The sequence below is a fragment of the Haloferax sulfurifontis genome (genome assembly GCF_014635105.1).
GTDB classification, from domain to species: Archaea; Halobacteriota; Halobacteria; order Halobacteriales; family Haloferacaceae; genus Haloferax; species Haloferax denitrificans.
In genome coordinates, this window is record NZ_BMCI01000005.1 from 21507 (window position 1) to 47013 (window position 25507).

Consider the following 25507-nt stretch of genomic DNA (forward strand, 5'->3'; position numbering starts at 1 on the left):
ACCCACGCTCACGCGACCGCTTCGGTCGCCACGGCGTCCATCGCCTCGCAGAAGATGCCCACGCCCAGCTCGATTTCGCGCTCGGTGGAGTCGAGCGGGGGCAGGAGGCGAATCGTCTTCTTCCCACAGCCGAGGGTGAGCAGGCCGCGGTCGAGCGCCGCCTCGACGACGGCGTCGCGGCGCTGTTTGGTGTCGAACTCGACGGCGAGCATGAGGCCCTTGCCGCGCACGTCGACCACGTGGTCGGGCGCGTCGTCGGCGAGGAGCTCCTTCGCCTGCCGGCCGCGCTCGGTCGCGTTGTCGAGCAGGTCGTACTCCTCGATGGCGTCGAGGGTGAGCGCGCCCTGCATCGACGCGAGCAGGTCGCCGCCGCCGAACGTCGACCCGAGGCGGTTCTTCTCGGTCGGGAAGACCTCGGACCGCGAGACGGTCGCGCCGACGCGGAGTCCCTTCGCGCTGGCGATGACGTCGGGTTCGATGGGGTAGTGGTCGGCGGCCCACATCTCGCCCGTCCGCCCGACGCCCGACTGAATCTCGTCCACGACGAGCGGGATGTCGTAGGTGTCGCAGACGTCGCCCACCTCGGCCATGAACTCCTCGCTCGGGAAGCGGTAGCCGCCGACGCCCTGAATCGGTTCGAGAATCGCGAACGCGACCTCGTCGGGGTTGACGTGACCGCCTTCCGGCGACAGCGAGTTCCGCAACCGCGAGCCGCCGCCCGCGAAGAAGCCGCAGTCGCAAGAGTCCGCCGAACAGCCCGAATCCGCGCAGAACGGCACCGTCTCGATGCCCGCGACCTCCGGGTAGTGGCGGGTGTAGACCTCCTTCGACTTCGTGAGCGAGAGCGTCCCGAGCGTCCGCCCGTGGAAGCTCCCTTCGAAGGCGTAGCCGTACTTCGCGGGAGCCTTGCGGTCGTGGGTTATCTTCATCGCGTTCTCGACGGCCTCCGCCCCGGAGTTCGACAGGAACACCGTGTCCATCCCGTAGTGAGACGACACGTCGGTGAGCTTGTCCATCAGGTGGCTCGACCCGGGGAACTCGGCCGTCTCGGGGTCTGGACCGGCTCCGAAGTACATGTCCTGACCGGCGATTTTCATCGGCTCGACGAGGTCGAACTCGCGGAGCTTCGACAGCACTTTCTCGTTGTTGTAGCCGAGCGGGGCGGCTCCGATGTGACAGGTGAAGTCCAAGAGGACGTTGCCGTCCACGTCGGTGACGAACGGGCCGTCGGCCTCGGCGGTCACGTCCCAGACGAACTCGTGGGAGTACTCGCTGGGCGCGGCGTGCTCGTGGTGGAACTCGACCCACTTCTCGGCGTTTGGCCCGGGAAGCGCTGCTGCGTCCGGCTCTGCGGTATCCCTATCCATACACAGGATTTGTTAATGGTGTACATTAAAACTTGGTATCTCAGGAACGACCGTGTGGGTCCGTTCGAAACGGTCACGTCGGCCGCATCGGCCGCGACGGCGACGCTCGCGGTCGGACGGAACCGGGACGCAGAGAACGGAGACGGACGGCGACGGGGACAGAGACGGGGGCGGAACGACGTTCGGTTGGGCTCGGCGTCAGTCGTCGTCGTGGCTGGAGACGTTCGCGGCCGGCGACTGCCCGCCGGTCGACTCCGACTTCCCCCAGAGACTCGTCTCGTCTTGGAGGAGGAGGCTCCCGTAGTCGTCTTGGAAGGTCCGGATGAGTCCGAGCGTCGCTATCACGCAGATAACGGCGAACGGCGCGCCCGTGATAATCGCCGCGGACTGCAGGGCGTTCACGCCGCCGACGACCATCAGGATGGACGCCACCGCGCCCTGGAGGACGGCCCAGAAGACGCGGTTGAGCGCGGACGGCTCTTCTTTACCGCCGGTCGTCATCATCGACACCGCGAGGGTGGATGAGTCGGCGGAGGTGACGAAGAACGTCGTCACGAGCACGAGGAACGCGAACAGGAGGAGCGGCCCGGCGATGGGGAGGTTGCCGAAGAGGACGTACCCCGAGACCGCCTCGCCGTACTCCGAGACCGGCCCGAGCACGTTCGCCGCGCCGCTGTGTTGCATGATGACGCCCGCGCCGCCGACGATGGCGAACCACGGGACCGTCGCCAGCGAGGTCGCGCCGATACCGGCGAACGCGACTTCGCGGACGCTCCGACCGCGCGAGATGCGGGCGATGAACAGCCCCGCGAAGGGCGACCACGCGAGCGGCCAGAGCCAGTAGAAGACGGTCCACGCGTTGACCCACTTGCTGGCGCTGGTCGTGGTCGCCTGCGTGAACAGGCTCATCTGGAAGAAGTCGCCGATGAAGCCGCCGGTCGCCTGCGTGCCGAGTTCGAGGATGCGGAAGGTCGGCCCGAATATCAGCGTCGCGAGCATCAGCAGGCCGAACACGACCATGTTGAAGTTCGAGAGCCGGCGAATCCCCTTGTCGACGCCCAACACCAGCGAGATGGTGAAGATGACGACCATGCCCGTGATGACGAGGATGGTTCCCACGTCGCCGAGTTGAATGCCCCACTGGAAGTTCAGGCCGGTGATGAACTGACTCCCGATGAAGCCCAGCGAGGTGGCGACGCCGCCGAGAGTCGCGAACACGGCGAGGATGTCGACGACCTTCCCGATTGCGCCGTCGACGTTGTCCGCGCCGAGAATCGGCGTCAGGACCGCCGACACGCGAAGCGGCGCGTCGTAGTTGTAGACGAAGTAGCCGATGGCGAGGCCCATCACGGTGAAACACGACCACTGGGTCAGACTCCAGTGGAAGATGGAGTACTGGACCGCCAGCGGCATCGCCGCCGCGGACTGCGCCTCGGCCCCGTACAGCGGCGGGACCGTCGAGTAGTGGAACAGCGCCTCGGCGGGCCCCCAGAAGACGATGCCCGCCGCGAGTCCGGCGGAGTACATCATCGCGAAGTACGAGAGGAAGCTGTACTCTGGGTCCTCGTCGCCGAGCTTCAGGTTCCCCCACGGCCCGAAGATGACGAAGCCCAAGAACAGGACAAACCCGAGCATCGCTATTAGGAAGAACCAGTTGAACGTGGCGAGAATCCACCGGCGAATGCCGAGGACGAACTCGTAGGAGGCATCGGGGTTGAGGCTGAACGCGCCGACGAAGAGCAGGGTTATCGCCGCGCCGAACGCGAATATCACCGGCTCGATCTCGTCGAGGAACTCGCTGACCGCGCCGTTCGAGGAACTCACCGCCGACACCCCCCGTGCGTAATCGCCCCGTTCGACTCCGTCCGAACGGGACCGCCACCTCCCGACTGACTGGTCGAGGCCCGCGCCCCGAACTGTGCGCCACGATGACCGTTGCACCCGCGTGCTGTAATGTGGTCTGTCATGCTATCGCTCCGACGGACACCATGCTACGTGATGTCTCACATCACGACAAGTGCAAACATTACCATAAAATTTGTGGTTATCGGTGACGCCGAGAACGAAATCCGTTTACAAACGGTCGAAAAATCTGCCGGCTTCGCCTTCGGCGGATTGTCACGTCGTAGTCGGGCGCTTCGCTCCTCACGTGGCCTCCTCGCTTGCGTTCTCCCGGCGCGCTCATACGAACTGTAGACAGACACCGGGAATTTCCGTATTCACGGCCCGTATCGGCCGGATTTTCGGTCCGTTCGTAACGCTTAATCGAATTCGTACACGCGTTCTGTATATGGCAAACGACGCCGACGGAACGGACGGCACCGACGACCTCGCCTACGCCGCCGACCGCGGCCGCGGCATCCTCACGCCGAGCGACCGCGAGTTCCTGCTCGGTCGGAAGACCGACTACACCGACCACTCGAAGAAACAGAAGCGAAACCGGATTCGACGCCGCCTCCGCAACGCCATCCTCGATTTCACCATCCTCTTCGAGTCGCTCGAAGACCGCGACCGCGAGACGGTGTTCAACCCCGACGCCGCCGACCGCGAGGCGTACACCCGGGGCATCACCGACATGCTCGCGTTCCTCCACCTCGGGACGATGGGTTACTACACGCCGTTCAAGGACATGCTCGCCGAGGGCGTCAACAAGGCCGAACAGGAACTCGCCGGCTCCGACTACCGGATGGTCACGGTCGACTTCAACGTCGAACCGGTCGGCCAAATCGACGTCGACGCCGTCATCGACAAACTCGAACGCGGCGCGTTCGACCAGCTCACGGACGAGGAGCTACAGGCGTTCGTCAGGCTCCTCGCGGAGTCCGACGACTTCTCTGCGACCGACCTGCGCGCCGACATGAAAGCGCAGATGTCGGCGTTCCTCGAGCGAATCGACGCCGCGAACGAGCGGCGCGACCGCCGGGTCGACGAACTGAACGACTGAACCGCGGTCCGCCACCCCTGAATAAACCCGCGGTCGCGCGGTTGCGCCCCCGCGAGCCGCGGCCTATCCGAGATACGCTATCGCGTCCATCTCGACGCGAACGTCGCCGGGCAGGCGCGCGACCTCGACGCAGACGCGGGCCGGCGGCACCTCGTCGAACCGCGCGCCGTACGCCTCGTTGACCCGCTCGTAGTCGTCGAGGTCGGCGACGTACACCGTCAGTTTCACCGCGTCGTCGAGGCCGTCGCCGCCGGCCTCGGAGACGACGGCCGCGATGTTGTCGAGCACGCGGTCGGTCTGTTCCTCGATGTCGCCGTCGACCTCCTCGCCCGTCTCGGGGTCGACCGGGCCGTAGCCCGAGACGTAGAGCGTGTCGCCGGCGACGACGCCCTGCGAGTAGGGGTTGTCCGTGCGCGGGGCGTCGTCCGTGATGACTCGTTCCGGTGGCATCGTTGGTGAGCGTGAATCGTGTGGTGTGCGCTCGGCGCGGGCGACTCAGAGCCGCTGTTTCTCGGCCGTGACCGCCTCGATACCGTCGGTGATGACGTCGAGCGCCGTCTCCGCGAGGTCGCGGGTGAGCACGAGCGGCGGGAGCAGACGCAGGACGTTCCCGTGCCGGCCGGCCTTCCAGACTAACACGCCGCGCTCGAAGCAGTACTGCTGGAGCGCGTCGGCCGCGTCGCCGTCGGGCTTGCCCTCGGCGTCGACGAACTCCGCGGCGATGAACAGCCCCTTCCCACGAACGTCCACGACTCGGGGGTTGTCCTCTGCGACCTCGGAGAGCCGATCGCGGATGTACTGGCCGAGGTCGCGGGCGTGCGCGAGGAGGTCGTGTTGCTGGATGTACTCGATGGCGCGGGTGCCGGCGCGCATCCCGACGACGTGGCCGCGGTACGTGCCCGCGTGGTCGCCCGACCCCCACGTGTCGAGGTCCTCGTGATAGATGGTCGCCGACAGCGGGAAGCCGGTCCCGCCGAGCGCCTTCGCCGAGGTCATCACGTCCGGCGTGACGCCGTACCACTCGTTGGCCCACCACTCGCCGGTGCGCCCGAGGCCGCTCTGAATCTCGTCGAACACGAGCGGCACGCCGTTGTCGTCGGCGATGTCGCGGAGGCCCTTCAGGAACCCCTTCGGCGGGGTGACGACGCCGCCTTCGCCCTGAATCGGTTCGACGAAGATACCCGCCGGGTTGGCGAGGCCGCCGTAGGGGTCCTCGAAGATGGCCTTGACCTCTTCGAGACAGTGGTCGACCGCCTCCTGCGGTCCCTTGCCCATCTCGATGGTGTTCGGATAGGGCGCGTGGACCACGTCGGGGAGGAGCGGCGAGTAGTCGCCCTTGAACTTCTTGTTGCCGGTGAGACTCATCGCGCCGCTCGTCGCGCCGTGGTACGCGCCGCGGAAGGCGACGAGACCGGTCCCCCCGGTGTTGTACTTGGCGAGTTTGATGGAGGCCTCGATGGCGTCGCTCCCCGTCGGGCCGCCGAAGACGACGCGGTTGTTCCCGCGCAGTCCCTCGGGCGCGATTTCGTCCAACTTCTCGATGAGGTCGAGTCGGGCCTCCGTCGGGAAGTCGACCGTGTGGACGAACTTGTCGGTCTGTTCGTGAACCGCGTCGAGGACGTACGGGTTCGAGTGCCCGACGTTCAGCACGCCGATACCGGCGAACATGTCGATGAAGGTGTTGCCGTCGGCGTCGCGCACCGTCGCGCCCTTCCCGCTTTCGAACGCGATGGGGATGTCCTCGGGGTACGAGACGGCGCTACTGTCGATCCGCTGTTGCTTTTCGAGGAGTCGCGTCGACTTCGGCCCCGGAACGTCGCCCACGCTCGGCGCGTCGTCGAAGTGCAACTCGTGAATCGGTGGACCTGCGACCATGCCTCAACCCATGCAGAACAGTCATAAATAATTTGTCCACGCTTCCTATTGATGACGTACACAGTATCCGGTTTCGGAACCGGTCTCCCGCGGTGATTTGGTTAGCGACGTAACAGTAACCACAATGGATTAGTGCGAGGCACCGCCTCTTTTCCTTCATGTTACACGCACAAGGTCCGCTTCTCACGGTCGACTTAGGGGACAAGACCAGCCGGACGGAAGACATCGACGAGATTCTCGAATCCTACGTCGGCGGCCGCGGGGTGGCCACCCGCCTCGCCCACGAGCGCGTCTCATTCGACGTTGACCCCTTCAGCCCGGAGAACCGGGTTTACTTCAGCACCGGTCCCATGCAGTCCTCGAACATGAGTTTCACCGGCCGCACGAACTGCACCAGCGTCTCGCCTTTGACCGGCGGCCTCTGCTCGTCGAACGCGGGCGGGTTCGTCTCGCGGAACTTCGCGGACGCGGGCTACTCGGCGGTCGAACTCACGGGCGCGAGCGACGAGTTGGTCGTCCTCCACGTCACAGACGAGGGCGTCGAGTTCGAGTCCGTCCCGGACCTCGCCGGCGCGACGGTCCCCGAGACGGTCGCGTACCTCGACGACGAACACGGCATCGAAGCCGACCGGACGATGGTCGTCGGTCCCGCCGGCGAGAACCTCGTGCGCTTCGCCTCCATCATGACGAGCGAGGAGCGCGCGTTCGGTCGCGGCGGCCTCGGCGCGGTCCTCGGGTCGAAGAACGTGAAGGCGCTCACCTTCGGCGGCGACTCCGCGCCCGACATCGAGATTCCGGCGTCGCAGATGGAGATTCACCGCGAGGCCGCCACCGACGACCACATCATGAAACGACAGGGGACGGTCGCCGTGCTGGACCTCGCCAACGAGATGGACGGCCTCCCGTCGTACTACTTCTCCGAGCGCCACTTCGAGGGCGCGGAGGGCATCAACGGCGACGCCATCGAGAAAAAGAAGTACAAGAAGGGCACCTGTTCCGCCTGCGCGTTCGCGTGCAAACTCCCCACGAGGGACGAGGAGGCGGGCGTGGAAACCGAGGGCCCCGAGTTCGAAGTCACTATGGCGTTCGGGTCGAACTCCGGCGTCGACGACATCGTCGAGGTGATGAAGTCGAACGAACTGTGCGACCGCTACGGCCTCGATGCCATCTCGGCCGGCAACACCGTCGCGGCCTACCTCGCCAGCGAAGACGAGTTCGGCAACACCGACCTCATCCACGACCTCGTGGAGAAAATCGCGCACCGAGAGGGCGTCGGCGACGACCTCGCCGAGGGCATCGCCCGCGTCCACGACGACCTCGGCGTGGAGAACTGGACGGTCAAGGGGATGGACTTCGCCGCCCACGAGGGGCGCGTCCTCCACGGACAGGGCCTGTCGTACGCCGTCGCCAACCGCGGCGCGGACCACATGTACGCGGTGTTCTACTCCCAGGAGTACCCGCTCGTCGGCAAGGACGACGCCTACCCGCCGGAAGGGTTCGAGGGCAAGCCCAAGCGCCTCATCGAGAAGGAAAACCAGATGGCGCTCAACGACAGCGGCATCGTCTGTAAGTTCTCGCGGGACTTCATGACCCCCGAGCGCTACGAGATGCTGTTCGGCGCCGACTTCGAGGACCTGCTGGCCGTCGGCGACCGCATCGTCACGCTCGAACGGCACTTCAACAACCAGCGCGGCTTCGACCGCGGCGACGACACGCTCCCGTACGCCGACGAGTTAGACGGGTTCGAGGCGGCGCTCGAAGCGTACTACGAGCGTCGCGGCTGGACCGACGACGGCGTCGTCCCGTCCGGAAACGTCCCGGCGTAACGCGTCTGGCTACCCCTCCGCCCGACGGATTCTCCGCGTTCCTCTCTTCCCGCGTTCACTCTTCGTTCGGCTCGCTCGCTTGGGTCTGATACAGTTCCGCGACGCCCTGTTCGAACCGCTCGGCGGCGCGTTCGAGCAGTTCGACCTGCGTCGCCCGCGTCTCCTCGTCGACGACGTACGCCGGCCCGCTCAGATTCAGCGACCCGTACACCTCGCCGCGCGGCGACTTCACGGCCTTGCCGATGGCCCAAAAGCCCTCGACCGCCTCGCCGCTGTTCTCGGCGTACCCTTGCTCGCGGACCGTCGCCAGCTCCGCGAACAGTTCCTCTTCGGTCGTGATGGAGTCGTCCGTCGCCGCCGGCAGTCCCCAGCGGTCGATGATTTCCCGCACTCGCGTCTCCGGGTACTCGGCGATAATCGCCTTGCCGGAACACGTCGTGTGGACGTGGAACGGACTGCCGTCGATGAGAAACCGCGGCGAGTTCGCGAATTCGAGGTCGCCGTACAGCGAGACGATTCGACCGTGTTCTTCGACCGCGAAGTCCGCGTCCATCGACGACTCGCTGTCGAGCCACGAGACGGTCTCCTGGGCGACGCGGTAGTAGTCCTTGCGCGTCCTGACGTAGTCGCCGAGATGGCAGAACTTCGCCCCGAGGTGGTACTCGTTGTCGACGTTCACGACGTAGCCGTACTCCGCGAGCGTCTTGAGGTGAGCGTGGACCGTGCTCTTCGCGAGGTCCGTCGCCTCGACCAACTCGCTCATCGTCGCCCCCTCCAGTTCGAGGATGTGGTCGACGAGCGCCAGCGAGGCGGCGGTCGTCTTGAGCACGCCGGACGGGTCGTGTCTATTCATGGAGAGGAATCCACGGTCCGGGGTTAAAGATGTACCTCCGTTTATCGGGGCGGCCGTGCCAGCCGGCGACCGCAACTGCGACGCCGGTCGCTCGACTGGAAGCGACCACCCGACGAACGGGCGTTCCAACCGTTCCGCAGAGTCGAACCTTTATTTTAAATCCCATCGTTTGTCAATGGTTAACATTCCTCTATACGCTGGTTACGGAGGGCCCTCGTTGGAATTATCCGTTCTTCGGCGGGGTGACCGCCGCATCGGTTTATACGTATTCGGAAGGGAGGAACGCCGGTTCTCTCCGAGGCACGTGAGGTTCGGTCTCACGGGCGAACGAGGGGCTGAAACGCCCGCTTTCGACTCGATTTTCGGAGGCGCGAACGTTTAAATAGGCCCGTCGGAGCGGGGGAAGCGACCGGTTCGCTCGCCGTACCGTCCGGTGGCGTGCCGGAGTCGTGATACCCGTTTGTCGTCGGTCCACCGTGTGGTCCCAACGCTCTACATATCTATAAATTGATATAACTCCGTGGTCGCCGACTGTCTTCCGCTGTCGCTGTCCTCTCGTCTCCGTGGTCTCGCTATCGTCGGTGTCGCACGCGCCGATCCATTACAGGCATAACCGTGTAATTCGATGGATTACAGTCACGCCACCGCGAGTCGTTTCGGCAGACGAAGGGGCGGCGACGCCGCTATCGCGTCGCCTCGAACGCCGCCTGCGCCGCTTCGAGTACCTCGTCGTGTGCGCGCCCGTTGGACGCGACGAGACCCGGCTGTCCCGGCCCCCACCTGTTTCCGTCGAGGTCGGTTACCGTTCCGCCCGCGCGTTCGACGAGGTAGACCCCGGCCACGGTGTCCCACGCGTTCGGCTGTTCGTCGAGCCCGACGACCGCGTCTATCGACCCGTCGGCGAGTCGCGAAAGCGTCAGTTGCGTCGTCCCGAGCTTCCGCATCTCGCCGAACGTGCCGAAGATGTCTCCCGAAAGCCGTTCGATTCCCGGTCGGTCACCGTCCTGATACCGGAGCGTCGAGGAGACGAGGAAGGCGCTGGTGTTCGATTCGTCGCTGACCGTCATGGGCCGGCCGTTCCGCTCGACTCTCTCCTCCGTGGCGATGTAGGTGTCTCCCGTCTCGGGGGAGACGTTCACCGCCGCAATCGGCGTCTGGTCTCTGACGACGGCGACGCTCGTCACCCACTCGCGGGCCCCCCGCGTGTAGTTCTGCGTCCCGTCTATCGGGTCGATAATCCACGCGTAGCCCGACTCGGGGACGGTCTTCAGTTCGTCTTCCTCCTCGCCGACGACCGCGTCGTCGGGGAACCGCTCTCGAATCTCCGCGATGACCCGCCGTTGCGTCTCGCGGTCGACCTCGGTCACGAGGTCGATTTCGTCGTCCTTCTGTTCGATGTCAAGTTCGGTCCTGAACCGCGCCGACGCGTGCTCTGCTCCCACTTCCGCGGCGGCGACTGCGACTGCTTCGCGGGGGTCTGCGTCCATGACGGCTATGCATTACACGGCGAGAAAAAGCCTCGGACAGCGGACAGCGCTTCTGTCTCTCCGCCGTCGGCGACCGTCGCGCCAGCCGAGTTCGGGTCGGCTCTCGCGCCGACCATCGCCGCGTCGCCGCGTCACGGAATCTTGCTCCTATCGCGGTTCACTAACGCGGTCCGACGCTGACGGTCGGGGCGCGGATTCCGCGTGCAGGTGACAGCTCACTTCACTGCCGGCATCCGTCGTCAGTGACGTCGGTTCCTCGCTCTCACAGAATGTCTCCATACCCGCCTGTTTGACGTGGATACGGCGGCGTCACGATTCCCATCGACCAACTTCCCGAAGGCGTCTCGGGCGACTGACGCGGGACGGTCTGGGACGTCATCGCCGGTCACCGATTGTATCCGTTCGCGGACGTGACCCTTGTAGAGAACGTCCACAACCGACGCGTCGTCAGTCGCGTCGCCGCGGTCCGACAGCGCGTCGCGTATCACCCCGAGGTCGATTTCGTCGTTCGCGATGTGCGTGTCGCCGGTCTGCAACTGCGTCATCCGAGAGGAGTCTCCGGGCACGATTTCGAATCGAACGGCGTCGAGATACGGGAGGGACTCGCCTTGACGGATTCGGCGATTTCCGGCACGACATCTCCGTCCGGAGTGAGTGCGACGAGCGAACTGGCGTACGCTCTCGCGGGCATCACGCTAGTATTTTGATAAGATCTCGACGTTCGATATTCCTGTCAGACATCGTTTCTTAGGGTCCATCTAACGACTTAGTTCCCGTGGTGAAAACCATATTTACAGCATAAATTTAATGTTAATAATTTTAATGTTTTATCACTGCCGTATTTTGTGCAGTCCCGCGGGCCGTCGTCTTCGCCGGTATGGAGACGGTGAAGTCACACGGTACGGTGACGACGAACGTGGACTGCCACGCGCTCGCCGGGCGACGCCAGGGACACGGAGCGGCCTAGTCGAGATAGCCGAGTTCGCGGAGTCGCTCCTCGACGGTCGCGTCGCGCTCGGCGGCGACCGTCCCGGTGAAGTCGATGGCGTCGCGGCGCTCCCGTAGCTGACGGTATAGCGGCCGCCAGTCGGCACCCTCGGGGTTCGGAATCGGGGCGAGTTCACCCGGGTCGGCCTGCAAGTCGAACCCGTACAGCTCGTCTCCCCGCGAAACGAGTTTGTGCGTGGGCAGTCTGACGCCGATTTGTAACGCGGACTCGTCGATGCGACCCGGCGTCTGCCGGGTCGACGCGACTTCCGTCACGGCCGGCGGTTCCGGAATCGCTCTCCCCTCGATTGCGGGTCGGAGCGACTTCCCCCCGAACGACGGCGGGGCGTCGACGCCGGCGTAATCGAGGACGGTGGGCGCGATGTCGACGTGTCTGACCTGCGTGTCGACGACGAGCGGGCCGGCGAGTTCGCTCGCGGGCGGCCGAACCAAAAGCGGGACGTGAACCAACTCGTCGTACAGCGCGGGTTCGTGGCCGACCTGCCCGTGCTCGAAGAGCGCCTCGCCGTGGTCGGCCGTGACGACGACGAGCGCGTCGTCGCCGACCTCCGAGAGAATCGCTCCGACGCGCTCGTCCGCGTGCCGGACCGAGGCGTCGTAGAGTCTGTGTACCGACTCGCGTTCGCGTTCGCTGAGGCTGTCCGGGCTGTGTTGCGCCCGCGTCGTCAACTGGGTCGCCGACGACCGACCCAACCGGACGCCGACGGCCTCGCGGTGTCGCTTCGGCGGCGCGTAGGGTGCGTGCGGGTCGAGGAGATGGACCCAGACGAAACTGTCCGCCGGCGCATCGGCGAGCGCCCGCCGCGCCAGCGACACCTCGTCGGCCCCGCCGCGGAGGCGGTACAGCGGGGCACTGCCGAACCGGAACAGGTACTGTGCCGCCCGGTACACCGGGTGGTCGAGGCCGAATCGGTTGATAAGGAACTCCCGGGCGCTATCGAGCGTCGGGGAGCTGAACGCCCCGACATCGCGGTAGGTCTCGTAGCCGCGCGCGTAGCCGTATCTCTCGCCGAGCCACGGGTTCGCGTGAATCCCCGAACAGGAGTATCCGGCGTCGGCGAGCCGTTCGCTCAGGAGCGTCCGGTCCGCTCGAATCCGTTCGTACCCCCCGAAATCGAGCGGATACGTCGATGTCAACAGCGCCGGAAACGCGTACGGCGTCGCCGGGCCGTGGCTGACGGCCTGCGTGAAGACCGCGCCGCGTTCGGCGAGCGATTCCAACGCCGGCGTTCGTGACGCTGTGCTGTTCGGCATGAACGACGCGTGGCTGGCGCGCCACGCGTCGACGGTGATGAGTAGCGTTTTCATTCGGTGGTCACCTCGGCGGACGGTGCGTGGTCGCCGTCGATTCGTGACGGTCGAGCGGGAGCGGCGACCGGCGGACTGGTAGTCAGGCCCGCCGGAAACGCCGCCAGTCGAGCCACGCCGAACTCGCCTGTCTCGGCGGGGTCGGCATCGTCGGTCTCGGCGTCGCTTTCGTTCGAGCCGACAGCGGGGTCGTCCTCGGTCGGGACCGAGTTCAGTTCCATCCACAGTTCGGGGGGGACCGCGCCCCCTGCGGCGGTCGTTCCGTTCTCCGAGCCGCCGGCGTCGGCGTCGGCGTCGGCCGACTGATACACGACGCGGACGGCGTCGAACCGAACCGTCCCGTTGCCGCCCGCTCCCGCCCCGCGGAACTCGACGCCCGTGGTGGGTTGGTCGAGCGTGAACGGGAGGGTCACGTTCTCCCAGCCGTCGGTCGCGCCGACGGTCCGCTCGGCGACGACCCGGCTGTTGTGGCCCGCACCGACGTTCAGCCGCAACACGGGGTCGTCGCCGGCGCTCTCGACGTTCACGCGGTACGTCGCGGTGTAGTTCCCCGGCGGGAGTTCGATATAGGGGCCGAACCAGAAGTTCCCCTCGCCGCCGCCCTCGCCGACGATGTCGTCGCCGACGACCCGCGCGTTCTCCTGACTGAGTTCGAACTCGCCGACGTCGAACCGCTCGTCGAACTCGTAGGCGTCGTCGATGATGGCGATACGACCGCTGTACCCCCGTTTGTAGACGTAGATGCCGTCTTGGTACTGATAGAGACCGTACTCGGTTCCGAGGCGGTCGCCGAACGCCGTTTGGACGGCCTGCGACCAGTCGTACGGCCGGCCGGTGAGGCGGGTGTCGTAGAGGACGTACTCCGGCGTGATAGCCCCGTACTCCCGTTGGTACTGGTGGAACATGTCCGGTCGAACGACGTAGGTCGCGTTCGGCCGCATCGCGATGTGGGGGTAGATGTCGTTCTGCGTGAGCAACGACGCGTCGGCGGGGATGCCGTCGATGGCCCGTTCGAGCGTCTCCGTGTGTTCGTTCTGCGTCGGCACCGGGACGACGTTCAGGTCGAACCCGACGACGGCCCCCGTGACGATGTTGATGGCGATGACGGTCGCGAACAACCGAAACAGGAGTTCCTGAGACGGTATCGAAACCGCGCCCCGGCCGGCGACGCGGACGGCTCCGATGTAGAGAAACGGGAGGAGGTAAAGCGGGTAGTGCGCGCCGAACATGTAGTAAATCGACCGCCCCGCGAAGAACCACGAAAACAGGAGGTACGGGGCGAGCGCACCGAGCGACACCTCGTCGTTCAGCGAGAGGAAGACGACGGGGACGAGAAAGACGACGAAGTAGAGCAGTTTGTCGGAGAGGTTCACGCCGAACGCGCTGACGATGAGCGTCGGGTCGCTCACGCCGAGCGCGAGTAGCTCGCCGACGCCCACCCGCGGACCGACGTACGGCTTGAGCGGGCCGGCGATGGACGCCATCGGGATACCGCCGTAGAGGCTGAATCGGTCCATGACCGCCCCGGAGAGGACGTGCGCGAACAGGACGAACAGGAAGCCGGCGAGGAGCACCCAGCGCTCGTCGTCGAGTCGGCCGCCGCGGTACGCCGCGACAGCGAGGCCGGAGAGCGCGCCGATGACGATGAAGATGACGAACTCGTTCGTGAGGAGTACGAGCGCGAGAAGGCCCAAGAACGCGACGTATCGGCGGCGGACGTACGCGTAGTACGCGCCGAAGATGAGCACCGGGAGCAGTGACTGCTCCTGGAAGTCGAACAGCCACGCCGACCAGAGGAACGGGTTGAGCACGTACGAGAGGACGACCACCCCGGCGAGACGGTCGCTCTTGATATGCGTTCGAGCGACGAACCAGAGGGCCAGCACGCTGGACGCGAGGAGGAACGACTTCGCGACGAGGAGCGTCATCGGCGACCGAACGACCGCGAAAAGCGGGAGGAAAAACAGGAGCGTCAACGAGAAGTGCGCACCCCAGTAGGAGCCTCCCGGGTGACTCACGCGGTACTTCCCGTGGATGAGAAACCCCTGTCCGTCGAGGGTCGTCGAGAGCATGTGGACGTACGAGCCGAAGTCGGACCCCGTCGTCCAGTACCCTCGATAGAGTTGGACCGTGAGGAGGCTGAACACGACGAACACCCCGGCCGAGACGGCCACGACGGACCACGTCGGTCTGTCGACTTTCGCCAGTCGGTCCTGTAGCGCGGGCCAATCGAAGTCGCTCACGACCGCGCCGTCCCGATTCGCCTGCCAGACGAACCGGTCGCTGGCGGTGAAGCCCCAGAGCGCGCCGACGCCGATAGCGGCGACGTTGGCCACGAGGTAGTGCAGTCCGAGGAGTTCGACGAACGCGACGAGCGCGACGACGCCGATGGCGATACCGACGACCCGCGTCATCCCGTATTTCGTCGCCCGCCACGCCCACGGCCGGTGTCCGATGCCCCCGTAGGACCGCCACGTCCAGCGGTCGTTGATGACGAAGTTGGCGAACGTGCTCACGACCCGACCGACCGTGCCCCCAATCACGTACGAGAGGCCGCCGACACCGCTCACGAGGAACAGTAACCCCTCGTTGATACTGATGCCGACGAGACCGACGATGAGGTACTGAACGAACCGCCTGTTACGCCCGGTGAGCGGGAGCGACCGGAGTCGGTCGGCGACCGACTGGTCGCCGCTCATCCGACCACCTCCGGGCGAGACGCCGGGACCGACTCGCCGAGCAGTAACCGCTTGAGTTGCGGGTAGACGACGTCGAACCCGTGCGTCTCGCCCTCGCGGCGCGCGACGCGACACCGCTCGTCGTAGCCGTCGCCGCGTTCCCACTCGTCGTACAGCATCGCTATCGCGCCGAGCATCTCGTCCGGCGTGTCCCGGTGGAGAACCGCCTCGTTTTCGACGTCGTGGGTCGGTAGCGACGTGGTGACGACCGGCGTTCCGGAGGCGCACGCCTCGTTTATGACCATGCTATCGGTGTCGACGCGGGCCGCGTGGAGGACGACGTGTGCTCGGGCGTACGCGTCCGCGAGTTCGCCCTCCGTAAGGAACCCGAGGTCCGTGACGTACGGGTCACTCCCCGTTCCGGTCGCCAGTAACCGAACGTTCGCCGGGAGGCGACGGGCGACTGCTCGCACCGTGTCCCATCCCTTCTCGCGGATGCGCGCGGCGGTGACGAGCACGGTGAACTCGTCGTCGAGCGGGGCCCGCCCGGGAGAGAAGCGGTCGGTGTCGACGAAGTTGGGAATGTACACCGTGTTCGCGTGCGGCGACCTGAACGCGGGCGTCACGGTGTGAACGGCGGCGTACCGTCTGAGGTCGGTCGCACCGATGGTTCGGTAGAGCGCTTTCACGACCGTCGGCACCAGTCCGTAATGCGACTCGAACAGCCGCGGCGACACGTAAACCCACGAGTGAATGCCGGCGATGGCCCGACTCGCTCCGGTGAAGAACAGTTCGGAAAGCGGCGCGTAGAACACGTACGCGGTGTCGTACGCCGAGAGGTCGTGTCGCCACGCTTCGCGGTACGGCACGGCCGCGTCGAGAACGTCTCTGACGGCGACGCGACGCGTGTTCCCGGGCGCGTACGGGAGCGCGTGGACGGCGACGTTCACGCCGTCGGCGGCGAGTCGGTTCGCGAGGGTGGCGGTCCACTTCTCGCCGCCGCGGTAGTGTTCGAGCGAGAGGTGCGGACAGAGCGCAACGCGCTTCTCGGAGGGGTTCGCGTGGGCGGGGTGGGTGTGGGGTGCCGCGTGCGACGCACCGTGGGCGTCACCGAACGGGACGGGTCGGAAGTCAGTCATACGAGCGCTCGCCGGCGACTGTGGTACGAAAGCTTCGCGAGGTGCAACAGATATTCGAGGTACTCCCGAGACGAGAGCTTCGAGTCGCCGTTTCGCCGGTCCTCGAAGACGTACGGGACCTCTCGGACCTCCGCCCCGTCACAGCGCGTGAGCAGTTCTAAGAGGATTTTGTACCCGGTCGGGCTGAGCGTCGCCTCCCGGAGCAGGTCGCGGCGGACGACGAAGTAGCCGCTGAGCGGGTCTGCGACGCCCCTCGCCGACGGGATACAGAGCCGAGCGAGAACTGTCGCGCCGCGACTGACGACCCGGCGGTGCCACGGCCAGTAGGCGACGCCGCCGCGGGAGACGTACCGACTGGCGATGGCGATGTCGACGTCGTTGGCGACCGTATCGACGAGGTCGGGTAGCAACTCGGGTGGGTGCTGTAGGTCCGCGTCGATGACCGCACAGGAGTCGGCGGTGGCGTGAGCGAACCCGTAGGCGACAGCGGTCGCCAGCCCGCGCGCCCCCTCGCGCCGGATGACGCGAACGTTGTCAGTCGCGTCGTACCGCCGTTCGACGAGTCGCCACGTCCCGTCCGGGGAGTCGTCGTCGACGACGATAATCTCGGAGGAGTGGTCGGCGAGGGCGTCGTGACAGCGGTCGATTGCGTCCAGGATGTTCTCGGCTTCGTTGTACGTCGGAATAATGACAGACACCCGTGGGACGGCGGACGTCGCTTCCTCCCGCCCAACCGAGCGAGCGGCCGTATGGGCGCCGAGAGATGGCTCTCTGTAGTGTGGTTCGGGCTGGCTCATGATTGCTATGCGCTACCATGACAATATGGGTTGTGATGACATATACTCTCTCCACAACAGTTATATTCTAGTAGTTTATTCTAAAATTAGATACAATTTTACAAGTATTATTTAAATGCGTGACAGAATCTATCTCCTGAATCACACGAGAACGCGTAGGTGGGACCGGGCGAAACGTGCGACTCCCGTGAGTTTCGCGTCGGCGGGGCGCTCTGCGTCCCGTTCGCAGGTCAACAGAATCGTTCGTCTGGTACCCGCGGTCAAGGCATCCGACCACCCGGTACAAAACACTTGGCGCCGCGTCCGGGGAGCTCAGCGGGCCCCGTCGCCGCCACAGACGTCCGTCGAGACGACCGTCACTCCGTGTGAATCTCGAACCTCGCCCCGCCGTCCTCGGCGTTCTCGATCGCCAGTTCCCACCCGTGGGCCGCCACGAACTCGCTGACGATAGTGAGACCGACCCCGGTCCCGCCGCGTGCAGTCGAATAGCCGTATTCGAGGACGTCGTCGGCTTTCTCGGGCGGGATTCCGTCCCCGTCGTCTGCCACGTAGAAGCCGGTCCGACCCTCAAGCGCCCCCACGGTCACCGTCACCGGGGTTTGGTTGTGGGCGACCGCGTTCCGAAACAGGTTCTCGAAGACGTGGTCGAGGAGGCCGATGTCCGCCTCGTACTCGACCGCCGGGTCTATCTCCACCCGTAGCTCGCTGTCCCCCGTCTCGGTCACCATCCACGACGTTTTCGCGTGCGACGCTATCGAGACCGGCATCGTCTTCGCGTCTTGGCGCCGGCCCATCGTGAGCGTCCGAAGTTCGGTTATCATCCGCGACATCCGATTGAGCGGCTCGACCATCGCGTCGAGCTCCTCGCTTTCGAACTCTCTACGCGCTCGTTTGAGCCGCCCGATCGCGACGCTGAGCGGGTTTCGGAGGTCGTGGGTGACGATGTCCGCGAACTCCTTGAGGCGCTCGTTGGCGCGTTCGAGCTCCTTCTGTTTCTGCTTTCGCTCGGAGATGTCGCGCGTGTTGATAACGTAGTGGCCACCGGAGGTCGGCTCCGAGGACGTGACAGACTCGACCCACGTGTAGGTGTCGTCGCCCTGTAGATGGCGGTACTCGATGGCCTCGACGACGTACTCGTCACGCGAGACGACGTTTTTGAACGCGTCGTACACTCTATCGCGGTCGTCCGGGTGGAAGCAGTCGGTGCACGAAACGCCCACCAGTTCGTCTCGGTCGAACCCGAGCAAGCGCTCGACTGAGGGGCTCTGATAGTGGATAACGCCGTCTTCGTCGAGTAGCGAGAGGAGGTTCGTCGAGTGAAGCGGAATATCTTCGAGTGAGACTACCCTGCCGTGTTCCCCGGGTTGCATTGATTTATCCACGTACGTTCGCCCATGACAGTACAGTATCCGTGAGAATAATATCTCTTCGCACGGACGTCGACCAGTACTCAGGACGCTCGCAACCGGCTTCTGCGAGTCGCTGTGGCGGATTCGTGCCGAGTTCCGTGCACCCGTAGTGATTTCTGTGTTGCCTCCCTGCACTCGGTATGCAGGTTACCGTTTACGGGCCGCTTCGGTCCGCGGCAGGTGGAAAGACCGTCGACGTAGCACCGAGCGGAGCGACGGTTCGCGACCTGCTCGACGCGTTCGTGGCACGCCATCCGAGCGCGGAAACACACCTCTACGACGAGAGCGGCGGCGTCCGCCCGAGCGTCCGAGTGATGGTCGGAGCGCGCAAGGCGGCGTTGGACGACGCGATACCGGACGGGGAGCCCGTGAAGCTCTTTCCGGCGATGCGGGGCGGCTGACTACGCCCCGTACTGCTCGCGAACGGTCTCGGTGAGGCCGACCTCGTCGAGCAGTTCGACCGGGACGAGCATCGACAACTGGACGACGCCCGGCAGGCGAGCGATTTCGACGCCGCCGGTGAACGTGCACCGAGACCGGACCTCTCCCTCGCTGATACCGAACAGCGAACTCGCCCTCGCGAACGCGTTCTCCGTCGCGTCGTTGATGGTCGCGCCCGACCCGATGACCTGAAGCGGCAGGGCGTCGTGAAGCCTCTCGACGTCGTACTCGTCCGCGAGTGTCGCCCCGGCGTCACGCTCGGCGTCGGTGTAGGGTTTCGCGATGTGCGGGAGGTCCGCTTCGTTCGGGAGCAACAACGGTCCCGGCAGGTCGAGACCCTTGATGACCTCCACTTCGAGTTCGGTCCGCCCGCTCACGTCCGTCGTGTGGAGCGAGAGTTCGCCGTCTCCTTGGTTGGCGTGGAGGTCGCCGACGTACAACCCGGCACCGTCGACCCGAACGGGGCAGATGAGCACCGCACCGGGTCGCACCTCGTTCGAGTCGAGGTGGCCGTCGGTCCGCGCTTCGAGCGCCGCTTCGTCCGGGAGCCCCCAGTCGTGTTCGGCACCGATGAGGAACTGCCCGAAGTCCCCCGCGTTATGCGAGTCGGGGAGTTCGACCGCCGGCGTCGTCCCGATGTTTCCGATAAACGGGCGCAGGCGACCGAGCGCTCCGGGCATCTCGTCGGGCTCGTACAGCAAAATCGGGTGTTGCCGCGAGTTCTCGGGGAGCGCCATCGCCTCGTCGGCGCGCTCGGCTAACTGGTGGGCACCGTCGGCGCCGACGGTGATGCCGACGGTTCGGTCGTCGTCGAAGACGACGGTGTAACCGTACTCGAACCCGAACGACGACGCGTTGGCGCCGCACTCCGCACAGCGAATCGACTCCGGTCCCGTCCCTTCGACGACGGTCTCGGGCCACGGCGTCCCGCACTCGGGACAGCGGTGGTCGACGAACGGGTCGTCGCCGAACGCGCCCTCCCGCTCCGCCATGCTCCCGGTGCTCGTCGCGACGCTCGTCACCTCGACGTCCTTGATTCGGACGACGAGCGCGTCGCCCGGCTCGGCGTTTTCGACGTAAATCGGCCGCGTGACCTCGTGTCCGCCGCGGAACGACGGAGTGATCATCGGTCCCCAGCACCCGGCGGGGGTGTGTGTCTTGACCGTCCCCCCGTCGCGGACCGTTCCCGCCCACTCCTGTTCGGGTCCGACGAGTCCGAGCGTGAACTCGTCTACTTCGAGTGTTTCAGCTGGTTTTTCAGACATGTGTCGTGACGTTCGACCTGTCGCATGTTATCTATTGTGTATGCGGAAGTCGGTCTCTCAGTACTCTTATCCGAAGCACCGCTCAGACACACCGACCCTGAACAGTCGCGTTTCTCACAACACCGTCGAGAACCGCAGCCGCCGGAGCGGTTCTATAACGCTTGCACAACGCGTCAATAATCATTTTTCGCACCTGAAATATTGTAGTGTATAACCAAGACTACTGGCCGTCAATTTTGACAGTGGACTCATCGACTCCGACCCACTTCGGCGTCGTTTTCGGTGAGGTCTGAGAATATATCAACTACGTTGTTAATCTGCTGGAGAGGAGCTTAAATAAGTATTATTCTCAGACGAATCGGAGAATTACATCTGTCCCTCTATATATAATACCGGCAGTAAAGAGTCAGAAACAGACGTTCATCAGGGCGTTTGTCGGACTTCGCGTGACTGAGTGTTCGATCAACGAGACAAAAGAGTTCTCTGAATTCTCGGCACAGAACGCTTGTGTCTAATTACTCACCAGTAGGCTCATCAACTCGCATATCGTAGCTGACGAGACCGCTGTCGAAATCGATGGCAAGCAATTTTGTCTGTATAACACAATACTCAACGGGAAAATCGTCTTCGGCGACCGGGACGGTTCTGGGGGGTCCGTAGATTGCCGCACTTGACGCAATCTACTTTCGGGTGTGTTGGATGAAACGGATCATCTATGGGTTCCTCTTTGGAAGTCCCGAAAAGAAGGCACGCATCAAAACCATCCTCCGGAACTCTAGAATCTTCACAGTCTCGGAAGATGGATCTATTGCGTGTCTTCATTTCAGAATATTATTTTGAAATATAAAGCATATAGAGTGATCTGCTCGCCGAAGTTCCTCAGCCGTACAAATTAACAGTCACGCTCCGGCCAGTACCTGCTGGCCGAAGTCATCCATCTCCTCTCCGTCTAGTGATGTGCCAACATTATCTATGCCCATGCTGTACTCGGGATTATCACGGAGGAATTGGTTGAAGTCGTCGTATTCTCCGCTTCTGTCTTCCCATACGTCTTCAATTAGAGAGTCGTCTTCTACTACTGCGTATTGTGGGTTCTCAGTGTCTCCATAGATGATGTGGTTGGTATCTTCATCCATGACCATCTTTTCTAACACTTTCGACTGGTTGTATAGAGTCTCGAATTTTATGTCGTTCTGGTTGAAATTTCTAAGTTTTTCTGTGAAGTCAACGACATATTTGGTTGTCGGAGCAACTGTATCAGAAACTCCTGGTAGAGGATTGTTTTCTGCGTGGAGTGAGTTAGACATTCCTCCGCATGCGCTTACTGCACTCCTCTTTTTCTGCTCGAATCCCCATGAAGATGTGTCTTCGTCTTTTTCCCAGCCGAATCGTAGTGGGTGCCAGTATTCTTCGAATCCATCGTTTCCTGGTTCTAAGTATCCTGAGTTCTCGATTAAGGGGTGTAGCTGTTGGTCATCTGCGGTAGCTGTGACTGGGGTTGCCACTGTTTCCATGAATCTGAGTTCTTCTGAGCCGTCAGCGTTTTTACCGTAGATAAGGCCTGTGCCGTGGCCTAAGGTTTCAACATCCCATGCATGGACTTCAAGGCCTTGATTGGTATTTTGCTCTATTGCTCTTTCTAGGGCAGGAGCGTACAGTGCATCTTCTGTAGATACTGGTCCTTTGTCAGTTCTAATTATTTGCCAGTTGAACAAGTAAGGGTGTACCCAGTCAAGGGCTTCGCCCAGAGTTGTTGCTTCTTGAAATTCCTCTAACTGGAACGACCCTCCATCTCTACGGCCACTAGCATTCGGATATTTGCTAATGCCCTGCTCTCCGCTCTTGATTGCTTCAATTTCGGAATTGCCTGTGTCTACACCAATACTGTCCACAAAGTTCTTTACTTCTATAGGTTGAGCTTCTGCTAAGTCAGTATAGTCGTTGTCGTGTCGCCATTCGTAGGCCACAAGGTCGATTCCGAACTTATCGAATGAGAGCTGTTCGTGGCTGCTGTAGGTATCTAGTACTGGATCTGATGTGACGAATCCGCCACGTTTCTCAAGATAGCTATCTTCTAGAGTGTTCTGGCTGATCTGGTTCCTCAGTTCTTCATTTCTCTGAGGTATAATATCTAATTTGTAGTTGCCTGGAGTTGATTTTACGCCTGGTGCAGTGTCCTGTACTTGCTGGGAACCTTTTGAAGCGGTTGCCGTAAACTGTTGTTCACCGCTCTGCATCTGGCCTGGCTGTACTGTAACATTACTTCCGTTCCACTGCTCTGAGTCATTATTAATCTCTATTTTTCCGTTCGAGACTGTGGCCTGGGTTGGCCCTCCGGTGGTCTCAACCTTGAACTGGGCCTGAAAGTCCTCAATACTCTGATCTTCCCAGATACTCGGTAGTTCGGATGGCTGAGTCTCCGTAGAGATACTGATAGATATGTCTCCGTCTCCGCTTCTGGTTTCTGTCTGCGCAGAACTATCCGGTGCGGGCTCTGGTTCTGTGGGGCTATTACAGCCGGCGAGACTGGTGGTCAGACCAATCCCGACAAGGGAGAGGATGTCTCGCCGGCTTGGAGGCGTATTGTCCATATTCGATACGTTTGCTGGAACTACATAAGTGTCGAGTGACTACTAGGACGTATCTCAGACGCTGTCGAACCCGGATGTGAACTATTTGATCCCGACGCGGCGGGGACCGACCGAGGAAGACGTGCGAGAGAAAATTCTTGATTATGAGCGAGTGAGGCGGCGAGCACCCGTCTTCTGATTGTGAGGAGTCGGGTTTCGCTGGTGTGAGTACGATCTTGCGATGTACAGTTCGGCCCGAGGTGGCCAGTTTCGAGCCCATCCTCCGAAACTGGGTGTTGACGCTGTCCTCAGAATTGTATATCGCGAAATATGATTCATCACCGAAATCCGGTGGCTGGTCGATATTCTGCTAACCCTCATTGTCTACTGGAGACAACGATATTTGCGGGAAAGTTAGATATATGATATATTTGATTATACTCGCCGAAATCGCGTATTCAGATTCGGGGTGGTCCGCAGAGCGCTACTTCGCTGGTTTCGGTCCCGGTTTCACGGGCCGAAGACTCACTGCCACGGTTCGACCCGTCGACTGTCGCGAACTCAGTCTAACTCGGGCGGTCGAACGATTTCTTTCGACTCCACTCCGAGTTCGAGTGGTCGCCTCAATGACCGGCGACGCCGATACTGCCGTTTTGGCCCATGCGACGATTTCAAGCACTCGGCTCGTCGGTTCGCGTTCGCTCTCTTCGCTCACGGCCGAACGCGGGTCTGGAAACGCCGATAAACCATATACTGCGATATCTACCTCGTGTCGCAGTAGTTGAGACCGGCGCTCTCAATGCATACGCTCTGGGCGATACAGTATTATCCCAATCTAACATCATTTGTCAATATCGGGCGTTCTGCATGAACTGGAATGAATTTGTGCCTAACCTGTGGCCGATTTCGGCAATCGACTAAGTCAGTTCCCCGGTCAGTACGATCTGTATGTCATCGGGCATCTCTCGGAAAGCGTTTCTTCGCGCAACTGGAGTCGCACTTGCTGCGACTATCGCAGGGTGCAATAGCACAACAGACAACAGCGGACCGAACACCAATACACAGACCTCTCCTGAGACTTCTCCGCAATCCGAACAACAGAATGACGACTCTCCGACGTTCGGAAATTTCTACGTCGGCAACGCAAACACAAGCAGTAGTACAGTCATCGACGGACGTGCTGAAGTCGTATATACACGGCCCGATACGGCCACCGACAAGTCACCCGTCGTAATGGTGCCTGGCCTCGGATTGTCACCGTACATTTACCGGACGACACCTGATGGTCGACGCGGCTGGGTGGAGTACTTTGCCGAAGCTGGCCATCCAGTGTATGTATTCAACCCGCCTCGAAACGTCGATTCAGGTGGCTTAGACACTGCTGCCCTCCAGAACTCTGACTCCGCGTCACTCTCTCGGTGGTCTATCGATCGAGCATGGCCGACGTGGGGGTTCGGACCTGAAGTCGGTGACCCATACGAGGACGTTCGATACCCGGTTGAGTCGGTCGACCAACTCGTTGCGTCATTCCCCGCATACGTTAGCACTGGTGTCGGAGGTGGCGGTAGACAAAGTGGGGGCCAGACGGGTGGACGTGGCGGCGACCAGAACTCCACACCTGCGGATTCCACTGAGACATCAGCTGGAACCCAGACTGGGTCGACTACCGGAGGTGGCGGTGGGAGTCGGTTCGCACCACCCCAAGAGACTGCCGCCCTAGAGGCGCTTCTCAACCGTGTTGGTCCGGCAGTGCTGCTCGTTCACTCAGCGGGCGGTAGTTCCGGATTCACAGTTGCACAAGCTGCGCCGGACCTCGTTGAACGGATCGTCGCAGTTGAGCCGGTCGGTGCGCCGACTGACCCGCAAACTGTGGCGGAGATGGGTGGTGATGCACCGTTCATGGGCGTGTATGGCGATTATGTCGACGAGCGTGGGCAGACTGGTCGCAAGGAAGCGACCCAGACAACTGCAGAACTCGCAGGAAAGACAAGTCCCGCATCGACGCTGCTTAGCCTTCCGGACGAAGGGATATCCGGAAATACACATCTCATGATGCAAGACGACAATAACGGTGAAATCGCTGATCGGATTATCTCCTGGATTAGTGACTAATTCGGGGGTATAGTATCGTTCGGACCGAGACAGAATGTATTTGCACCGACCAAATGAATACTCGATAGATGCGGCAGTTGCTCTGGTGGCTCATTGGTGGGTCTCGTGGAAGCCGAAATCGGCTTCGTATCCTCCGCGCACTCAACGACCAGCCACGAAACACCAATCAATTGTCGAATGACCTAGATTTGAACTACAAAACAGTGCAGCACCATCTCGAAGTCCTCGAGGATAGCAATATCGTGACCACGGAGGGTGACAATTACGGGCAGATGTACTTCCTCTCAGACAGAATGATGAACAACCTCGACATTATGGAAGACGTGGCGGAACAGGCCGGAGTTGATGATGATTCGTAACTGGATCAAGAGTCCACTTGGAACGACAGTAGCGAGTGCGACCGCCGCGAGTGGTATCGCACTCTTAGT

General features: G+C 62.6%; 19 protein-coding genes. 5 read left to right on the top strand and 14 right to left on the bottom strand.

Annotated features, from left to right (window positions below):
- Positions 1-8: 8 nt before the first annotated feature.
- Together IEV64_RS13750 and IEV64_RS13755 are read right to left on the bottom strand one after the other, a co-directional pair.
- Entirely contained in the window at positions 9-1367 is a 1359-nt protein-coding gene (locus IEV64_RS13750) for an aminotransferase class III-fold pyridoxal phosphate-dependent enzyme (RefSeq protein WP_007274092.1), read from the bottom strand.
- Between the two features lie 198 nt (positions 1368-1565).
- Complete coding sequence (locus IEV64_RS13755; RefSeq protein WP_007274091.1) at positions 1566-3200, bottom strand: BCCT family transporter; 1635 nt, start codon at positions 3198-3200, stop codon at positions 1566-1568.
- A gap of 457 nt (positions 3201-3657) precedes the next feature.
- On the opposite strand from IEV64_RS13755, the gene IEV64_RS13760 reads away from it, so the two are divergent.
- The gene (locus IEV64_RS13760) at positions 3658-4311 is read left to right on the top strand and encodes a DUF8102 family protein (RefSeq protein ID WP_007274090.1); all 654 of its coding nucleotides are present in this window, start codon (positions 3658-3660) and stop codon (positions 4309-4311) included.
- A 63-nt stretch (positions 4312-4374) separates the two neighbouring features.
- On the opposite strand, the gene IEV64_RS13765 is transcribed toward IEV64_RS13760, so the two are convergent.
- Complete coding sequence (locus tag IEV64_RS13765) at positions 4375-4761, bottom strand: Rid family detoxifying hydrolase (RefSeq protein WP_007274089.1); 387 nt, start codon at positions 4759-4761, stop codon at positions 4375-4377.
- A gap of 45 nt (positions 4762-4806) precedes the next feature.
- Positions 4807-6186, bottom strand: a complete 1380-nt coding sequence (locus IEV64_RS13770; protein ID WP_188424128.1) for an aspartate aminotransferase family protein — start codon at positions 6184-6186, stop codon at positions 4807-4809.
- A gap of 158 nt (positions 6187-6344) precedes the next feature.
- Here IEV64_RS13770 and IEV64_RS13775 point away from each other — a divergent pair, with 158 nt between their 5' ends.
- A complete protein-coding gene (locus IEV64_RS13775; RefSeq protein ID WP_188424129.1) occupies positions 6345-8012 on the top strand; it encodes an aldehyde ferredoxin oxidoreductase family protein in 1668 nt (555 codons plus the stop codon).
- Between the two features lie 55 nt (positions 8013-8067).
- Here IEV64_RS13775 and IEV64_RS13780 read toward each other — a convergent pair whose 3' ends face one another.
- The 8 genes from IEV64_RS13780 to IEV64_RS13815 form a co-directional block, all read right to left on the bottom strand.
- A complete protein-coding gene (locus IEV64_RS13780; RefSeq protein WP_188424130.1) occupies positions 8068-8865 on the bottom strand; it encodes an IclR family transcriptional regulator in 798 nt (265 codons plus the stop codon).
- A gap of 683 nt (positions 8866-9548) precedes the next feature.
- On the bottom strand, positions 9549-10352 hold the full coding sequence (locus IEV64_RS13785; RefSeq protein ID WP_188424131.1) for an inositol monophosphatase family protein: 804 nt from the start codon (positions 10350-10352) through the stop codon (positions 9549-9551).
- 239 nt (positions 10353-10591) lie between these two features.
- Complete coding sequence (locus tag IEV64_RS13790; RefSeq protein WP_007274084.1) at positions 10592-10897, bottom strand: hypothetical protein; 306 nt, start codon at positions 10895-10897, stop codon at positions 10592-10594.
- 418 nt (positions 10898-11315) lie between these two features.
- A complete protein-coding gene (locus IEV64_RS13795; RefSeq protein WP_007274083.1) occupies positions 11316-12668 on the bottom strand; it encodes a sulfatase in 1353 nt (450 codons plus the stop codon).
- Entirely contained in the window at positions 12665-15367 is a 2703-nt protein-coding gene (locus IEV64_RS13800) for a GtrA family protein (RefSeq protein ID WP_188424132.1), read from the bottom strand. The genes IEV64_RS13795 and IEV64_RS13800 overlap by 4 nt, the downstream gene beginning before the upstream one ends.
- Complete coding sequence (locus tag IEV64_RS13805; RefSeq protein WP_188424133.1) at positions 15364-16485, bottom strand: glycosyltransferase family 4 protein; 1122 nt, start codon at positions 16483-16485, stop codon at positions 15364-15366. The genes IEV64_RS13800 and IEV64_RS13805 overlap by 4 nt, the downstream gene beginning before the upstream one ends.
- Positions 16482-17183, bottom strand: a complete 702-nt coding sequence (locus IEV64_RS13810) for a polyprenol monophosphomannose synthase (RefSeq protein WP_007274080.1) — start codon at positions 17181-17183, stop codon at positions 16482-16484. The genes IEV64_RS13805 and IEV64_RS13810 overlap by 4 nt, the downstream gene beginning before the upstream one ends.
- Before the next feature lie 455 nt (positions 17184-17638).
- The gene (locus tag IEV64_RS13815) at positions 17639-18652 is read right to left on the bottom strand and encodes a sensor histidine kinase (protein ID WP_188424134.1); all 1014 of its coding nucleotides are present in this window, start codon (positions 18650-18652) and stop codon (positions 17639-17641) included.
- Between the two features lie 179 nt (positions 18653-18831).
- Between IEV64_RS13815 and IEV64_RS13820 the strand changes: the two genes are divergently transcribed.
- Positions 18832-19092, top strand: a complete 261-nt coding sequence (locus tag IEV64_RS13820) for a ubiquitin-like small modifier protein 1 (RefSeq protein ID WP_007274078.1) — start codon at positions 18832-18834, stop codon at positions 19090-19092.
- On the opposite strand, the gene IEV64_RS13825 is transcribed toward IEV64_RS13820, so the two are convergent.
- Positions 19093-20397, bottom strand: a complete 1305-nt coding sequence (locus IEV64_RS13825; RefSeq protein WP_188424135.1) for an acetamidase/formamidase family protein — start codon at positions 20395-20397, stop codon at positions 19093-19095.
- An 899-nt stretch (positions 20398-21296) separates the two neighbouring features.
- Positions 21297-22988, bottom strand: a complete 1692-nt coding sequence (locus IEV64_RS19845; protein WP_229722631.1) for a hypothetical protein — start codon at positions 22986-22988, stop codon at positions 21297-21299.
- A gap of 1728 nt (positions 22989-24716) precedes the next feature.
- Here IEV64_RS19845 and IEV64_RS19850 point away from each other — a divergent pair.
- Complete coding sequence (locus tag IEV64_RS19850) at positions 24717-25079, top strand: alpha/beta hydrolase family protein (RefSeq protein WP_229722633.1); 363 nt, start codon at positions 24717-24719, stop codon at positions 25077-25079.
- 68 nt (positions 25080-25147) lie between these two features.
- Positions 25148-25438, top strand: coding sequence for an ArsR/SmtB family transcription factor (locus IEV64_RS13840; protein WP_188424137.1), 291 nt, complete (start codon positions 25148-25150; stop codon positions 25436-25438).
- The last annotated feature ends 69 nt before the right edge of the window (positions 25439-25507 follow it).